The sequence below is a fragment of the Rothia sp. HMSC058E10 genome (assembly GCF_001809415.1).
Lineage (GTDB): Bacteria > Actinomycetota > Actinomycetes > Actinomycetales > Micrococcaceae > Rothia > Rothia dentocariosa.
This window is the reverse complement of the sequence record NZ_KV797632.1, coordinates 1-15,438: the sequence shown is the minus strand read 5'-3', so window position 1 is coordinate 15,438 and position 15,438 is coordinate 1. Positions and strand designations below refer to the sequence as shown.

The 15,438-nt window shown below is 53.8% G+C and carries 13 protein-coding genes; 8 read left to right on the top strand and 5 right to left on the bottom strand.

Annotation, left to right across the window (positions count from 1 at the left end; genetic code table 11):
- Positions 1-43: 43 nt before the first annotated feature.
- Positions 44-3,562: a UrvD/REP family ATP-dependent DNA helicase gene (locus HMPREF2609_RS06410; RefSeq protein WP_070535897.1), complete on the bottom strand. Its 3,519-nt coding sequence runs from the start codon at positions 3,560-3,562 to the stop codon at positions 44-46.
- Between the two features lie 106 nt (positions 3,563-3,668).
- Between HMPREF2609_RS06410 and HMPREF2609_RS06405 the strand changes: the two genes are divergently transcribed.
- The 3 genes from HMPREF2609_RS06405 to HMPREF2609_RS06395 all read left to right on the top strand — a co-directional run bounded on the left by HMPREF2609_RS06405 (position 3,669) and on the right by HMPREF2609_RS06395 (position 6,814).
- Positions 3,669-4,361 carry an exonuclease domain-containing protein gene (locus HMPREF2609_RS06405; protein ID WP_070535894.1) on the top strand — a complete coding sequence of 231 codons (693 nt, stop codon included), beginning with the start codon at positions 3,669-3,671 and terminating at the stop codon, positions 4,359-4,361.
- Between the two features lie 221 nt (positions 4,362-4,582).
- Entirely contained in the window at positions 4,583-5,926 is a 1,344-nt protein-coding gene (locus tag HMPREF2609_RS06400) for a threonine/serine exporter family protein (protein WP_013397450.1), read from the top strand.
- A gap of 225 nt (positions 5,927-6,151) precedes the next feature.
- A complete protein-coding gene (locus tag HMPREF2609_RS06395; protein ID WP_070535891.1) occupies positions 6,152-6,814 on the top strand; it encodes a hypothetical protein in 663 nt (220 codons plus the stop codon).
- Positions 6,815-6,918: 104 nt separating this feature from the next.
- On the opposite strand, the gene HMPREF2609_RS06390 is transcribed toward HMPREF2609_RS06395, so the two are convergent.
- From HMPREF2609_RS06390 to HMPREF2609_RS06380, 3 genes are all read right to left on the bottom strand, one after another.
- The gene (locus HMPREF2609_RS06390; protein WP_246825603.1) at positions 6,919-7,494 is read right to left on the bottom strand and encodes a hypothetical protein; all 576 of its coding nucleotides are present in this window, start codon (positions 7,492-7,494) and stop codon (positions 6,919-6,921) included.
- A gap of 360 nt (positions 7,495-7,854) precedes the next feature.
- A complete protein-coding gene (locus HMPREF2609_RS06385; RefSeq protein ID WP_070535885.1) occupies positions 7,855-8,571 on the bottom strand; it encodes a DUF805 domain-containing protein in 717 nt (238 codons plus the stop codon).
- A gap of 199 nt (positions 8,572-8,770) precedes the next feature.
- A complete protein-coding gene (locus tag HMPREF2609_RS06380) occupies positions 8,771-9,217 on the bottom strand; it encodes a MarR family winged helix-turn-helix transcriptional regulator (protein ID WP_070535882.1) in 447 nt (148 codons plus the stop codon).
- Positions 9,218-9,338: 121 nt separating this feature from the next.
- Between HMPREF2609_RS06380 and HMPREF2609_RS06375 the strand changes: the two genes are divergently transcribed.
- From HMPREF2609_RS06375 to HMPREF2609_RS06355, 5 genes are all read left to right on the top strand, one after another.
- A complete protein-coding gene (locus HMPREF2609_RS06375; RefSeq protein WP_070535879.1) occupies positions 9,339-9,773 on the top strand; it encodes an EVE domain-containing protein in 435 nt (144 codons plus the stop codon).
- A 211-nt stretch (positions 9,774-9,984) separates the two neighbouring features.
- Positions 9,985-11,334: a glutamate-1-semialdehyde 2,1-aminomutase gene (hemL, locus tag HMPREF2609_RS06370; RefSeq protein WP_070535875.1), complete on the top strand. Its 1,350-nt coding sequence runs from the start codon at positions 9,985-9,987 to the stop codon at positions 11,332-11,334.
- 161 nt (positions 11,335-11,495) lie between these two features.
- Positions 11,496-12,497 carry a hypothetical protein gene (locus HMPREF2609_RS06365; RefSeq protein WP_070535872.1) on the top strand — a complete coding sequence of 334 codons (1,002 nt, stop codon included), beginning with the start codon at positions 11,496-11,498 and terminating at the stop codon, positions 12,495-12,497.
- A 598-nt stretch (positions 12,498-13,095) separates the two neighbouring features.
- Positions 13,096-13,824 (top strand): DUF6318 family protein, encoded by a 729-nt coding sequence (locus HMPREF2609_RS06360; protein WP_037231075.1) that lies wholly within the window; start codon positions 13,096-13,098, stop codon positions 13,822-13,824.
- A gap of 389 nt (positions 13,825-14,213) precedes the next feature.
- A complete protein-coding gene (locus HMPREF2609_RS06355; RefSeq protein WP_070535869.1) occupies positions 14,214-14,423 on the top strand; it encodes a hypothetical protein in 210 nt (69 codons plus the stop codon).
- Positions 14,424-14,540: 117 nt separating this feature from the next.
- Here the strand turns inward: HMPREF2609_RS06355 and HMPREF2609_RS06350 are convergent.
- Positions 14,541-15,438 (bottom strand): type IIL restriction-modification enzyme MmeI (locus HMPREF2609_RS06350; protein ID WP_371326041.1); only part of this gene is annotated, 898 nt, incomplete at its 5' end.

Genomic DNA, 15,438 nt, shown 5'->3' with positions numbered 1-15,438 from the left:
TTGTCTGCTCGGCACACCAGCAAGCAAAATCCCCGTTGCCGAGCTAATCCTGAGTGATCTGGCGTCCCTGCGGGCATAGAGGGCAAATTTCGGGTAGGCGGCAGGTTTCCCCGGGCCGATGCCGCGTCTGCATAACAGCACCGGCGATTAGCTCCGCCGCACGCTGAACCAGCTGAACCGCCCAGATACCGGTTTCCGGGTCGAGCGCATCCTGCTCTTGGGGACGATTCCGGGAAGACGCTGCGGTGCCATCACCCAGCTGCACGAGCGCGGCTCCCCCGGATTTGCGCGTGAAAACCTCGAAACGCTGGGGCGCCGCCTCACGGTGCTCAAACCCGGCAGGAATATCAAGACCGTCAGGCTCAACGCCGAAATCACGGCTCATGGCATCCCCGGCGCCCGCCTCTACCGCTACCTGATAGGCAGCAAGCTGGGCGTGTTCGGCGATCTGGTTTTTATTGGGTTTGGTTTTACCCGTTTTTAAATCGACGATGACGTATCGACCGTCCTCGGTTTTCTCCAGCCTATCAACTCGTCCAGAAATCTGGGCGTTCACGGCATCGCCGGGAACCAAAACCCGGAAAGCTCCCTCAACACCCACGAGTTCGCGGTGATCACCCGGCATAATCTCGTTGATATACACCGCGAGTTTATCCACCATTTTCTCTGCACGTTCACGTATCTGCTGCCCCTCCCAAGTATCAGGCAGCGCGAGCGTGCTCAGGCGTTCCTCAAGCTGACCGCGCAGGGTCATATAGTCGGCATCCGGGTACTCTTCTGCGATCGCGTGAATGAGCGTTCCCAGCGAGCGCGAGGTGTCGGTCTGCGCCTCGGCACGAGCCGCCGATACGAACCAGTCCAGGGGCGATTTATGAATCGTCTCGATACGCGAGGGCGATACCGGAACTGTGAGTTTTTCGGGGTCACCAGAGTCAGTCGACAAGCCGTCGCGATACGGATGCGATATAAACGCATTCTGCTCGGTGGAGAGAGGCAAAAGTCCCCACCACTGTTCCGGGGCTGCCCCGGGTGTCCCCGCCTGCGCCAGCCTGTTGAGCTGTGCTGCCGCAGCATTTGCCAAGGTGGGGTCTGTATCTTGAGCCTGCGCATACCGCCTTAGTTCCGCGACAAGGGCGCGCAGGGTCATGGGGCGGCGCACGTGGGTGATGTCGGCGGTGCGCGCATCCGGCACGAGAATATCGAAAAATTCGCTGGGTGCGTCTTCCGTTGAGCTCACGGCGGTGACAACGAGCCTTTCGTTCGCCCGCGATATTGCCGTGGAGAACATGCGTAATTCGTCGTGCCGCACCGCCCGCACACGGTCGCTCATGCGCACCTGCTGAGCTGCGGCAATACCCATATCGCAGATGTCGGTCAGCTCACCAGCTTTGAGGAGCGAGCCGCGCACCGTCGTATTCGGCCAGGATCCATCCTGTAGCCCACAGACGTAGACGGTCTGCCAGTGCCTGCCCGCTGCGAGTGCCGGGGTGAGGATTTCAACCGCATCGTAGCGTTTGCCGCGCGCCGCGAGAGTATCCATGGGAAGGTCTTGGGCATCGATATAGTCGAGGAACAGCTCAGCGGAGGAACCGGGCATCTGGTCGACGAAACGAGTAGCCGCTTCAAAAAGCCCTATCATGGCGTCAAGATTTCGATGCGCCCGCTCGGCTTCCGGCCCGGTCTGCGCGCTTTCGGTCACCCAAATTTTTTCGAGTCCGCTTGCCTGCCACAGCGCCCAAAGTACGGTTTCGGCGTTGGCGCCGCGTTCGGTGAGAGCCTTATGCCCGGCGGCAAGTACACGTGCCACGCGGCGTACCGCCGCGCCGATACCTTGCGCCGGAAGTGCCTGCGGGTTCAAGAGGGCGCCCAGCAGAAGATCGTCGCTACAACGGTGCCCGCCCGCTCGCAGTTCTGCGGCGCGAAGCTGCTGACGTAGACGGCGCACTTCCATGCTGGATGCGCCCCCAAGCCGCGAAGTCAGCAAGGTAATCGCATTGTGAGCGCCGCTGCCGGGATTTGTGCGATTTTCTTCGGCGAGAACATCGGCTAGGCTTTGCCGTGCAAGTTTTTCGGCCTCGTCATCGGCAGAACGTGTGCCCGCCTCCGTGACAGCTTCGGGGGTTATATTCTCCGTGAGGCTCCCGTCAAAATCGTTATGATCCGGCAGTTTCAGGTAGTCGGCGCTTTGCTGACGGGCATAAACCAGCAGAGAAAGCGCATCCAGGAAAGGGCGTACAGCGGGTTCATCACGCACCGGAACCAGCGCTGTACCCGTCACGGTGGGGATGCCGGATGCCGCCAAGACACGCCGGAACCGCGCAACTTCGGTGCCGCTTCGCACGATAATCGCCGAACGCGCATACGCCGCTCCCCGGTACAGATAGTCCTCAAGAAGGAGTTGTGCTACCTGGTTCGCCTCGTCCTGAGGTGAACCCAGAAGGTACCCGAAAACTCCCTCGGGAAGTTCATCAGAGTGCCGCGGGTCAAGCAGGTCACCATCATCGCTGAGGCGCAGGAGCGCAGATTCCTCATATTTACTCGGTGCGGTCTGCGGTTCACGCGGCGTAGGTGCATTCGCAATAACGGGGAGCCGACGCGCGATATTTCTCCAGGCCAGGGTGATGGGCGCATTCATGCAGTACGAAGTCTTCAGTTCTTCTCGCTGCAATTCCGGGAAAATCTGGGGTAAAGTCGCCGCTAGATCGGGGCGCGCACCGCGGAACCCCTGCACCACGGTTTCAGTGCAGCAGGTTATTAGTACCCGTGCGGACGGCGTAAATGCAGCCTCCACCGCATCACGCTGATCACCCGTGTATGTGGCAAGAACCTGCCCCGGCTCGCGCCCTACTAGGATGCGCATCAGCCGATACACGGAGGGGCTCAGTTCCTGCGCATCGTCAATCAGGATCAGGTCGAAGCGCGCGCGTTCTTCCCGCAAATATTCGGGGTTTGCCAGCAGGAAGGCGCACGCTTCATGGATTAACGCGGCGGGATCGTAAGCGTTTGGGGCACGCAGACGACGAATCTGCTGGTACTCGGTATAGAGCTGCGCCACCGAATGCCAGGCCGGGCGGTCCAGGGTTTGCGCCAGGTTTTCAAGTTCTTCGGCGGTCAGCGCATATTCGGCAATACGGTCAAAAAAGTCACGAATCTCCTGGCGGAAACCGCGAGTACCTAGAGCCTCATGCAAATCGGCGGGCCAACGCACCGCCGCGCCCTTGCCTTCGCGGTGCCCCGCCAGGATTTCGCCGATCATCACATCCTGCTCGGGCCCGGAAAGCAGCTTCGGAGAGAACTCCACTCCGGGCAAAAGTCCCGACACATGCGCGCGACGCAGCAGATCGAAGGCATACGCAGCCCACGCGCGAGTGGGCGCGGTAGACATGCTGCGGTCGATACGCCGTGCCAGCTCATCGCGCACACGAGTAGCACCAGCGCGGGTAGGGGTCAGCACCAAAAGCCGCGCGGGATCGCCCCCGGCGTTCAGAAAATCTACCGCCGCCGTAATCACGCGCTCAGTCTTGCCCGTACCGGGCGCCCCCAGGATGAGTGTAGCCGTCATGGCTTTAAGTTTATCGGGGTTTCTCAGCGCTACGCAGATGTGTCCTCTGCCTGAGAACGTCACGAAGCATCGGGCATTTACACGCGAACTCCGCTAGGCTTGAGCTATGAGCTGGATAGATGCCCCTCGCGCAACCTTCGATTTAGAGACCACCGGTGTCGATGTGACAACCGCCCGCATCGTGACCGCTTCGCTGCTTCTGCTGAACCCGGATGGGAGCGTGCAGCGAGCTGGCGAGTGGCTGGCTAACCCCGGCATTGAGATTCCCGAAGGTGCCGCATCCGTGCACGGTATCACAACCGAATATGCGCGCTCCCACGGGCAACCTGCCCAACAGGTGATCTGGGAGGTCGCGGGTGCGATCGGTTCGCTCTTCCTAGACGGCATACCCGTCATCGCGTTTAACGCCGCCTACGATTTTTCGGTGCTTCACCATGAGATGCTCCGCTATAACATCGCCCACGGCGAGCTGCCCGCCGGGAACATTCTTGACCCGTACGTGATTCATAAGCACGTTATTCCCCGCAAACGCGGCAACCGCAAGCTCGAAACCCTCACCGCCGAACACGGTGTGGTTCTAGAGAACGCCCACACATCTAAGGCGGATGCGCTCGCCGCCGAGCGGCTACTCGTTAAGCTCGCTGAGCGTTTCCCCGAGATTGCCACGGATGCCGCTGCCCTCCACACGCATCAGGTTCAGTGGTCGCTTGATCAGGCGCGCGATTTCCAGGACTGGCTGCGCACTAAGCCGGGTAAAGAGCACGAGGTTATCGACGGTCGGTGGCCGATACGCCGCTAATTCTCTATCAGCCTCGTTGATTTCGTCACTTTGAACAGAGTCTGTTGAGGCTGCTTAACTCCCCTATTGACTAAGTATCGCGAAGGTTTTCTCTCCGGTTTTCGATACGTCCGGCACTATACCTGCGCGCCGCTAACCCCTATGCTAAAGAGGTAGGGGTTCTCGCCCCAAGGTGCAGTGCAGCGCGCCGGTTATGTATCACATCAGCATTCAGAATTGTCATGGAATATCAAGACACCAACACGTACAGTATCTACCTCGGTTCCTCCCGCGAACAGCACAAATATATCGTGTCGCAATCGCAGGTGGTCCTCAAGCTCGGTAGAATCCTCATGAAATCGGGGGCAAGCGCCTACCGTATCAAGGCATCAATGGCGCGTTTAGCGAAGGCCGTGGGGCTGCAGGAACATCATGCGCAAGTGACCTTCACAGAGATCGCCACCTCATCATATGCGGACGGTAATTTCCGCACTGAAGTTGCCGAGCAGCGCACGATGGGCATTAATTCCTACAAGATTGACCTGTTGGGTAAGTTCATTTCTGAGCTTCCCGATCGCATATCTCCATCTGAGGCTGATGCCGAGATTACCCGCATCGATTCCATGCCGCATCTCTACAAACGCTGGATGCTCTCCCTCGCCTCCGCCATAGCCTGCACCGGGTTCGCCTTCCTGAACAGGGGCGGTCTGGTGGAATGCCTCGTCGTGTTTATTGCCGCTGGCGCCGGGCAGTTTTTGCGTTCTACTCTCATGAAGCGCGGTACAAGCCATATGGCGATTTGGATGGCGTGCGGATTTCTTGGGGCAGGAACCTATATTGGAATTATTAGGCTTCTGGTGGCTCTAAACCTCGTGGGAAGCGACCATATGGTGGGGTTCATCTCCTCAATTCTGTTCTTGGTGCCAGGATTCCCTATGGTGACCGGCATGCTCGATATTTCCCGTATGGATTTCCTGGCCGGTGTTTCACGCCTGACCTATGTGGCGGTGCTTTTGGTGAGCGGGTCTTTCGCGGTGTGGGTTCTTGCCTCGCTCTTCGAGATTCCGCTTCTGCAAAATATTCGCCCGGATATTCCGGTGGGGTTATATATCCTGCTACAGGTTATCTCATCAGGAGTTGCCGCCGCCGGGTTCGCCATGCTCTTTGCTGCATCTCCCGTGGCGTGCGTATGGGGCGGCGTTATTGCCGCTATCGCTAATCCGGCACGGATTTGGCTTGTGGAGGCGGGCTGGGCTCCCCATATGGCGGCGACGGTCGCGGTGTTCGGAGTCGGCATTATGGCGGAGATCGTGGCGCCGCTGCACGGGCGTAAATATTCACGTATCTCCCTGTCGGTGCCTGCCGTGGTGACGATGGTTCCGGGTGTGCCGTTTTATCTGTCAATGTCGTATTTTTCGGGCGGGAATATGTACGCGGCTACCAACGGTTTCGTGCAGTCGCTCCTCACCTTCTTGGCCCTGGGGCTGGGGCTGGCGTTTGTGCGCCTTCTTTTCGATAAGAATTGGCTCTTTGATCAGGATACTCAGGTGATGAAAAAGCTCGATAGCGCATCACATATGCGGTAGATCTTCTGCAATGAATGCGTGACGGCTCGTCGTTTAGGTGGCGGATTCTGCAAGCTTCCGTGACGAGTCAGCCAACCTGTGCCCTATCTCATGTGCTACGTTTGTATTGTTTCAGGGGTTTTGTGCCGCTCACACTCACCAACCAAGCGACTACTCTTCCGGTGTCGCTCGTTTGCACGGCGTATTTTCCTCTCAACCCATTACCGAACGAGAAAGATCACCGTCATGCTACACCGCATTATCCAGCGCCCTCTGAATACTGCCTTTGATAAACTTTATGCACGCCGTGCCGCCAAGTTCCCTATAAATCCAGATGGTGTTTTGCGCGTCAGACATCCGGCCTTGATCCTTATTTCGGTCTTCATCTCGGCTTTGGTGGGCACTCTGCTCACAGCTCTTATCGTGTATATGGTGCTGCATCCAAACACAACGCAAACGCCCCAACAATCACTCTCAATCCTGGGATCTTTTATCCTGTGTGTTGTTATCTTTTATGGCTTAGCCGTTTGGGCGTACCTCAACTATAGAAATATCTACGTTGAGACAGCGCGTGACTATGTAGAGCAACGAAATGCTTTCGGCCGAATCACCCGCATCTATTACAGCGAGGTAAGCGCTTACAGCTATTGGTATGAGTACAGCAACAAAATGCTGACGCTGTTCTCCTCTGACGGCCGTCAAATTTCTTTCCGCCCCAAAATATACCGTGGGGAACGTGTGCTCGCGGTCTTGGCGTTTAGGATGTATAACTCCCGCTGGCCTGACCCGCGAAATAGCAGCGATCAGCACATTGTCGAAACTCAAGCAACAAACGGTATCGCCGAAAAAGCCCTCTGGAATGAGCATCCGGTCGGTAAGAACCTGTTGATGCCGCAGGACATTCAGTAATTCCGCAGTAAACGGTGGGAGCAGAAATTATTTGGCTGTTTCTGCTCCCACCGTTTATTGTCAGGGGGTATATTCCGGGTGAAATTATATGAGGATTGCAGGTTTTACGATGCGCTCCCCTGCGGTGGGTTTTGATTCTGCTGATAGTTGTGGGGCTGCTGCAGGTATCCATAGGGGTTCATCTGCTGGTTCGAGGGCTGCTGACCTGAATTCAGATAGCCCTCTTGAGGATACGCGTTCTGCGGGTATTGTGGCGGCATTGGTTGTTGTGGGACAGCAGTCTGTTCGGGCGTTATAAATCCATTTACTTGAGGGTATTCCATCAAGAAATCGGTTACTTCATATTTGGAGTCTGCTAGTTTCATGATCACAAGTTCATCTTCAGGGTTCTCAAGGTCAGGCCAACGACCAGAACGTGCCCGCGCATAGAGCAAGGCGCCAAAGATTCTTTCTTGAGGTTTGGCCGGAATACACGAGAAAACTGTGTTTCCCCAGGGATCTATCAGATAAAGATCATCGCTAAGGTCTTGAGTAATTTTCCAGTGCTGCCCATCTAAGGTTTGACGTTTCCTTTTGGGACTGTATATATACCCGTCAATAGCTGCAAAGGGAGTAAATTTTTCTTTCCCGAAGACGGTCTGAGTCAGGAACCCTTCAGAGGTTATATCGATATAACTCATATCATGCTGAGCAACGAGGAAAAATAAACCTAATATCAGGATGGGTCCACCATATGCAAAGATTGTTATCTTAATGGTATGCGACCCATCATATTCTCCTGAAAATATGAGTGGAGCAAAATACAGATATCCAATAACTAAAATATAGAGAATATAGTTAGCTCCATGAAAGCGCCGTACGCGGTACGGATGTTTTTTAGACTCCACCCAAGATTGTACCAGCGAGAAAATAAGGTGAATAGAACATAGCACTGCCACGGCAATCCAGGCAAAAACCATTATAGAAACTCCATATCATCGGTGATATTTCCCTACCAGGATACCCTGAGAGGTACCCAGGTCTCATGCACAGTTCCTCGCTTAAAAATCCTGTCGCCATCGATTAACGGTTAGATACCTGACAACCACATCTTTCGTGTACTCCGCCAGAATTTTTTCATCCTCTGAGTACCCCAGCTGAGGCCATCGTTCCTGCATACCGCGAAACATCAAGCACTGTCCCACATAATCCGGCATGGCCGAATGACGTACCTGTGTCTGAAGAATTTTTTTACCTTCGTGATTAATCACGCGGAGCCTATCGCCGCGGGAAGTATTCACAGCGTGTCGATCTCCCATAGACACGCGAAGGGTTCCTTCGAAATCAAATCGAGCTGGGCGATAATCGTACCCTTTGATATCAGAAAAAGGAATATTATGCACTCGCCCAAAACCACTACGAAAGACAAACCCCGAAGGAACAAGCTCGATATACCGAATCGTGAGACCACGTATAAGGAGAATAATAAAGATAAAGAGTGCGAATATTAGGAACATCGGTACAGCAAAAAGTACGATGACTATAGGAGTCCCTGCGCTTGGCGTCAGAATGACAGAAAGAACAAATGCAAAGAAACTGCCAAAGCCCACCAGAAAAATATCAACAATCACTAGAACCCACCACGGGTATCGTGCCCGCCGAAGCATTGCTTCGCTCTCACGTTTAGCTCTCATCCCCAAATAGGTAATATGTAACGCTGCACAGGTAAGCAACACACCACCAGCAATACCTGCACTCACAAAAACTGATGTATTCACAGGTGTACATCCTCCCACGGTCCTTGACGTTCTATAGATTATTTAAATAATTCTTTGGTGAGTGTCTAAATATTCTGATTCTTGCAACTAGTGCCAGAGTCCCCCGTTCTGTTCTTTATTGGCATTTCAAGGCTAGCATTACATTTCCTCCAATACGGGATATTTAAGTCTTAGAGGGAAGATTTTGCTCCTCCTTGCATCAGGTCTTTGACCCTCCAGCGTGCAGCCCTTCGATACAGATCGTCAGCAAATCCCATAATTCTTGCCGTTTCGCATCACTGAGTCCACCCACCATGTGCTGCTCAACATCGCGGATGCGCCCGGTCGCCTGATCGAGCACACGCTCCCCTTCCACTGTGAGCATGGTCGGTAACGCGCGACCTCGGGGGGCTTGCTCTGCTCGCTCAATCAAACTGCGTTCTTGAAGCCCTCGCAAAAGCGTATTCATCGTTTGGCGGGTTACGAAAGCCTGCCGCGCCAGCTCAGCATTAGAAGCCCCCGGGGTAGACTTTAGGATTTCCAGACACACGTATTGCGCAACGGTAATCCCAAGTGGGCGCAGAACCTCTTCCATGCGCGAGCGCAGCAGTGATTGTACTTCTTTGAGTCGATATCCAATAAGTTGGTTAAATTCCTCTTGCCTCATGTCAATATTCTGACATATGCTGTTATTGTCAGTATTCTGACATAGAATGACCTTGTAGTTCGGGCTGTTAGTACTGTTAGCCCCGGACTCTTGGTACTCTTCACAGTTTTAGGAGGTTCTTATGAGCTACTGGGTTGGAGTAGCCTCACGCGATCATGTTTTACTCGGCGTTGCGGGCGGATTCTGCCAGGTTTGCCACGGCAAACAGACACCGCTGGCACGCATGAAACAGGGCGATTGGATTCTGTATTACAGCCCTAAAACCGGCATGAACTCTGGTGAGAAAGTTCAGGCTTTTACTGCCGTAGGGCAGATAGTGGACGACCGAGTCTACCAGTTCCGCATGGCCGAAAATTTTGAGCCGTTCAGGCGTGACGTTGTGTTCCAGGATGCGCCGCATCCGTGCCCGATTGAGGTAGCACGCGAGCACCCTGAATGGCGGAATTATGCGAAGCAGCTGCGGTACGGGCATTTTGAGGTCTCGCACGATTTCTTCGAGCACATTTACCGTTACATGATGGCGAGCAAGCACGAGACAACACCCGATAGGTGTTAGGCAGCCAGCCATATGGCAACATGCAGAGCTTTACGGTATAGAAGCAAGGCGTGGCGGTCGGTTCATCGAGAACCACGCCACTCAATCCTTTGTAATCGAACGGCAGCTCGCCCAAACTCGTAGGCGTTGACGCAGCGTCGCTGTCCGATGACCGATAACCGCCTATCATGGGATAAGAGACTTCCAAGCGCCCACACACGAAAGGTTACCCATGAGCTTATCAGCCGAACACCACCTCGCACACCAGCACAGCGAAGAGCTTTTTGAACGCTCCCGTTCCGTCATTCCCGGCGGGGTAAACTCCCCCGTGCGCGCTTTCAACTCCGTGGGCGGCACGCCTGCTTTTGTGGACCGCGCATCCGGCCCCTATATTTATGATGCTGACGGCAACGAATACGTAGACCTCGTCTGCTCGTGGGGCCCGGCGATTCTTGGGCACGCGCATCCGCAGGTTGTTGCAGCTGTTCAAGAGGCTGCCTCACGCGGACTGTCGTTCGGCGCTGCATCCGCGCCCGAGGCAGAACTTGCAGAGCTTGTGGTCGATCGCATCAACACCGCGCTCCCGGGCGCGATCGAGCAGGTTCGTATGGTATCTACCGGTACCGAAGCCACCATGACCGCTATTCGCTTGGCGCGCGGCATCACCGGGCGCGATAAAATTATCAAATTCTCGGGCTGCTATCACGGGCATGTGGATGCGCTGCTCTCTGAGGCAGGCTCCGGCGTGGCGACTCTCGCCCTACCCGGCTCGGCGGGCGTGACCGCGGCGACCGCATCTGAAACTATCGTGCTCCCCTACAACGATCTTGACGCCGTGCGCGAGGCTTTCGCCGCGCATCCGGGAGGAATTGCCGCCGTCATTACCGAAGCCGCCCCCTGCAATATGGGCGTGGTGACTCCCGAACCGGGCTTTAACCGCGGCCTGCGCGAAATTACTCAGAGCAATAATGCCCTGTTGATTTTTGATGAGGTGCTGACTGGTTTCCGTGTCTCGTCTGCCGGATACTGGGGTAAATTTGCTCCCGAAGATAACGGCTGGGTTCCCGATATTTTTACCTTCGGTAAAGTGATCGGCGGCGGTATGCCGATCGCCGCACTCGCCGGTAAACGTGAGGTGATGGAGCATCTGGCACCGACCGGCCCTGTCTACCAGGCGGGCACGCTCTCGGGTAATCCACTCTCGGTAGCATCCGGCATTACGACTCTCAAACTCGCCGATGATGCCCTCTACCGCACGCTCGATACACATTCGGAACAGCTGCAGGCTGCACTGACGCAATCGCTTACCGATGCCGGGGTGGATCATTCGATTCAGACGGCGGGCAACCTGTTCTCGGTTGCCTTTGGTACCGGCGAGCACGGCGTGCACAACTACGCCGATATTAAGGGTTCTGCTACCGCCAAATACACGGCATTTTTCCACGCCATGCTTGATGCTGGCGTATACCTTCCCCCAAGTGCTTTTGAGGCGTGGTTCCTCTCCGGAGCGCACGACGACGCCGCGATGGAACGCATCATTGAAGCACTCCCGGGCGCGGCACGTGCGGCGGCTAAGGCCTAGCACATCCTCTGACCTCGTGTTTTCCCACAAGATCTCGGTACAAATTCCGGACTCTGCCCGCCGTCAGCAGCAGCTTCTCAGCTTTGCTGGCGGCGGGTATTTTCTGAGATATTCATCCATACTGTTGAGCGTCGCGAAAGTGAACAACGTAGAATGCTGTTATGGACTTTCGGGATATTTGGCTTATAGCATTCATCGTATATTTGGGGCTATGCCTGCTCATTGAGGCGGTCTATCCAGTGCGGGTGCGTAAAAAGTATGCGCTCAAAACCGAGCACGCTAAGTGGTTTTGGTCGTATAAACACTTTTTCCTATACCTTTGGGCATGGATTGTTAATGCGTCCCTTTTCATGCTGTTCTGGGAGTTTAATGAAATACTCCGCCCCATAGCCCTATCTCTCCCGTTCCTGATGGTATATGCGGCGGCACGTATTGGGCGGCGCAACTACCGCATCTTCCACGGCGCTTCTCCGGACGACCGCGCTGTGGGTATGCCCAAAATCTACAGCGCTACCCTGGGTAAGCTCAGCAAGCCCCTACGTACGACGGGTCATCAATCTGGACTAATGCTAGATCATGACCTGAGCACTACCGCGCTGATAAGCGGCCTTATCTTTTTCGTGTCCATTGCCCTGTTTTTGCTTCGGCTGACCGATATCGATTTTGAATACGCGCCGCCGGTTCCCTATAACGCTATTATTCTGGGAATCGGATATATTGCCGGTATCGTCGCGCTCGTCTCGTATACGAACTCGTACCTTGTCTCCACCCCCACTCTTCTGCAGGTCGGCCGGGGACCTTTCCGCAACCCGCGCGATATTCCATACCGCCAGCTGAGGAGTTACCGCGTGGTGCCTCAAGATCCAGATGCCACTGACCCTGATACCAAAGATTTATCGCAGTGGAATCTGGAATTTAAGGTACCTCGGGCCAACAAATATACGAAAGAGCTGCGCGACCCCAATCTTGAGTATTTGGTTCGGCAGATTGCCTTCCGCGTGGAACAAGAACGCTGGGCTGACGATAACTCCCCTGCCGACCGAGAACGGCTCGAAGAATATGGCCGGGATGCGCGCCTCGTGTGCATCACTAAGGGCTATATTCCGGCCGGTAAACACGCGCAGGAGGCGGCAAACCGCGCATCCTTCAAGCAGACACATTAGAGTTTTCCTCACTCTGCTGCACAGGCACAAAGATGGGTTCTCTAATGTCGTGACGCTATCGCAGAAATGCTGGTTTCACGTTTTATGGAGAGCCTATCTTTGAATATTCTTCGCTTTTTGCCGATATCTCCTCAATCCGGCACTAAAAGTTATGACAGTAAAGTAAATCTTCTACATTTCTTCAACGGTTTTCTGAGAATATTCTATTAAATTAAATATTTTTTACGTAAACTTTGTGATTGGTTCGCACAAAACGTTTATTCGTCGTACAGTTGCACTAGAGGCACTCTTTTGAGGATCTTCTGCCCTGTATCGTGCGTGCCGTTTTGCGCATTCACACCATGAAATGCGGATATAAGACGCGGCTCTCGCAATGTACTCGGCGAATCCTCAAAGATTGCCTTGACCTTCCCTAAAGAAGATCACAACGTTCTGCGGCTGGGCGCGAACCTTCCGGATCGGCTAATTCAGGCCGAGAGTATGCGTCACACCATCGTCGGTTAGCTCGCCTGCTGTGCAGCGCTGAGGTTCTTCTGTGGGGGTACATATCACTTCCGATTATTCACCAACCACTACAACTCAGAAAGCCAATTCACCGATGAGCATCAGCAATAACTTCACCACCTGTACACGCCGAGCCGCGTTCGGTTTTCTAGGGGCATCGTCTCTGGTAGCGCTCTTGACCGCCTGCGACGACGAGGACAAGCCCGGGGCACGGCCCAGCACGACAACCAGCAGCGCCGCCGCGCCTGAAACCGAGCCTCCAGAACCTGCCGATTCACCCAGTGCCGCACCCAGCTCATCCGGCCCCAAGTATTCCGGCAAGTCTAAAGCTCCTGCGGGAGAGTTCCGAGCGGCCGATATTTACGGCCCAGCGCAGAATGTTCCTAAACCCACAAATCCACCTGGCTACACCGAACCCACCCTTGACGGCATGATGAAAAGCATGAAGGCATGGACGCAATGGCGCAATTACGGCATGCAGACAGGTGATTACACCGAGGCATATAAGTTTGTGTCTAAAAACCTCGTCGAAGAGATTAATGCTTACAACGCAGATGCAAAACTGTACCACGACGGTGGCTGGATTATTGGCGGTGAGCAGCGCTCTTATGATTTCAGAAATGACCCCGTTCACCAGGGTAACGGCGTGTATTCCTGGGATTTCTTCGTGGGATGGTCCTATATCATTACCGTAGGCGCAGATGGGCGGCACAAGCGCAGTAGGAATACCAACTATGCCGATAATCTTTACACGCTTACCGTTCATTATGAAGAAACAGGTTGGATTATCGACAGCATTACCCGCAAGCAAGCCCAGAAATAATTCTTAGATTTTTGCTTTCCTAGCCGTATTAATCCCCGCCGGAGCATTCATAATGGATGCGCTGGCGGGGATTTACCGAAACTGTAGGTTGGTTACATATACATAAGTTGTCTTCGGTGCGCATAAGTACACGGAGTTCGGAGAAACCGTAAGTACGGAAAGAACTTACTAGGCTTGCATCCATAGTCGTCCCTGTTCAGACATGGGCGGGTGTGCTCGTTCCTGCGCTACCCGCCCAAACTCACGACGGACGATATAGATGCGGCACCTAGTTGCACGATAACGTGCTAAAGTGTCTATCCGAAAAAGACGTGGCGATAGACTTTACATTACTTATATTCAAAGACATAAATTTTGTATATAAAATCTGCAAGGTATATCTTCAAAATATGACTCACTCTCAGAAAGAACAACGGAAGAATTTCAAAAACCGCAAACCGGGCGATGGGCTTTTAGGCTACGGGATTATTCTCTTAGTTTTAGCCGTTTTACTTGCATTTTCAACTGGAGTAGTGTCTCCCGCAGCAAAATTTTTTGGATTTGCTGGTGTGCTATGCCTGGTAGGATACGGTATTGTTCGTGGTGTACGCCGCGACTAATATTATTGTCTACATCATCTTATGGATTACGGCGAACTAACCCATAACCGTAAAAATGGTGTAGAAAAGTTCGGTGCAGACACTATGGAGTTTCTGCACCGAACTGGTGAGTAGCAGTTATTCTGCTGTGAGTTCTGCGTAGCGGGCGAAGAGGATTTCGAGGCGTTTATTGTTGGATGCGCACAGCTTAGCGGCACCGAATGCCTTATCAACGTGGCGATCCAGTTCCTTATGCGCCTTCAACAGCTCAGAGTTCATCGCCAGTGGATTGTACATATCTGCGAGCGAAACACGGCCACCGTGCTTTTCCGCGAGTGCCTCGCGAACTTCCAGAATTTTCTGGCCCGCCGTAATAATTTTGGCGCGCAAATCCTCAGCTACTTCAGGAAGAGGAAGGTTGTTCCAGACGATAGTATTCGAGAAATTTAAATCAGATTTCAGGCGACCACCGACTGCTTTCTGCCAAGTAATGAACATCGAAGAACTAATAATGGCAAAGAGAAAGCCGTCAGGATCTAGAGCTGTATAGAGTTTATTCCCAGCGATAACTTCAGCGGGAAGATGCGCCACCGTATAAAACGGGCGGGTTTCCGAAACTACGGCGGGAATACCAACATAGCTTGTATCTGGTTGTCTTATTTCTGTAAAAAGGTGGGGTGTAGAAGCAAAATCTCGTGTTGCCTGTTTGGTGCTTTTCTCACGCATGGTTCGAACAGCCTCAAGACGAGCCTTGAGGACCGAACTTTTGGCAATATCCGAGGGGATAATATCTTCAAGCCAGAGACACCATCGATCAAGCCCGCGCACAAGTTCTTTACCCATGCGGAAAGGACGTAAATATTTAGCCGCTATAGGATCGCTTGAAACTTCGACGTAATCTTTTTCTTCTACAACAAGATTCCCTCCATCAGTAGGCTGACTACCCCGAAGTACAGGAGGAATCTGCTGTGACAATGGCCTCGACCGTTTCTTCACTAAAATATTGGGGGCATCCAAAAGATAGGCATTAATACTT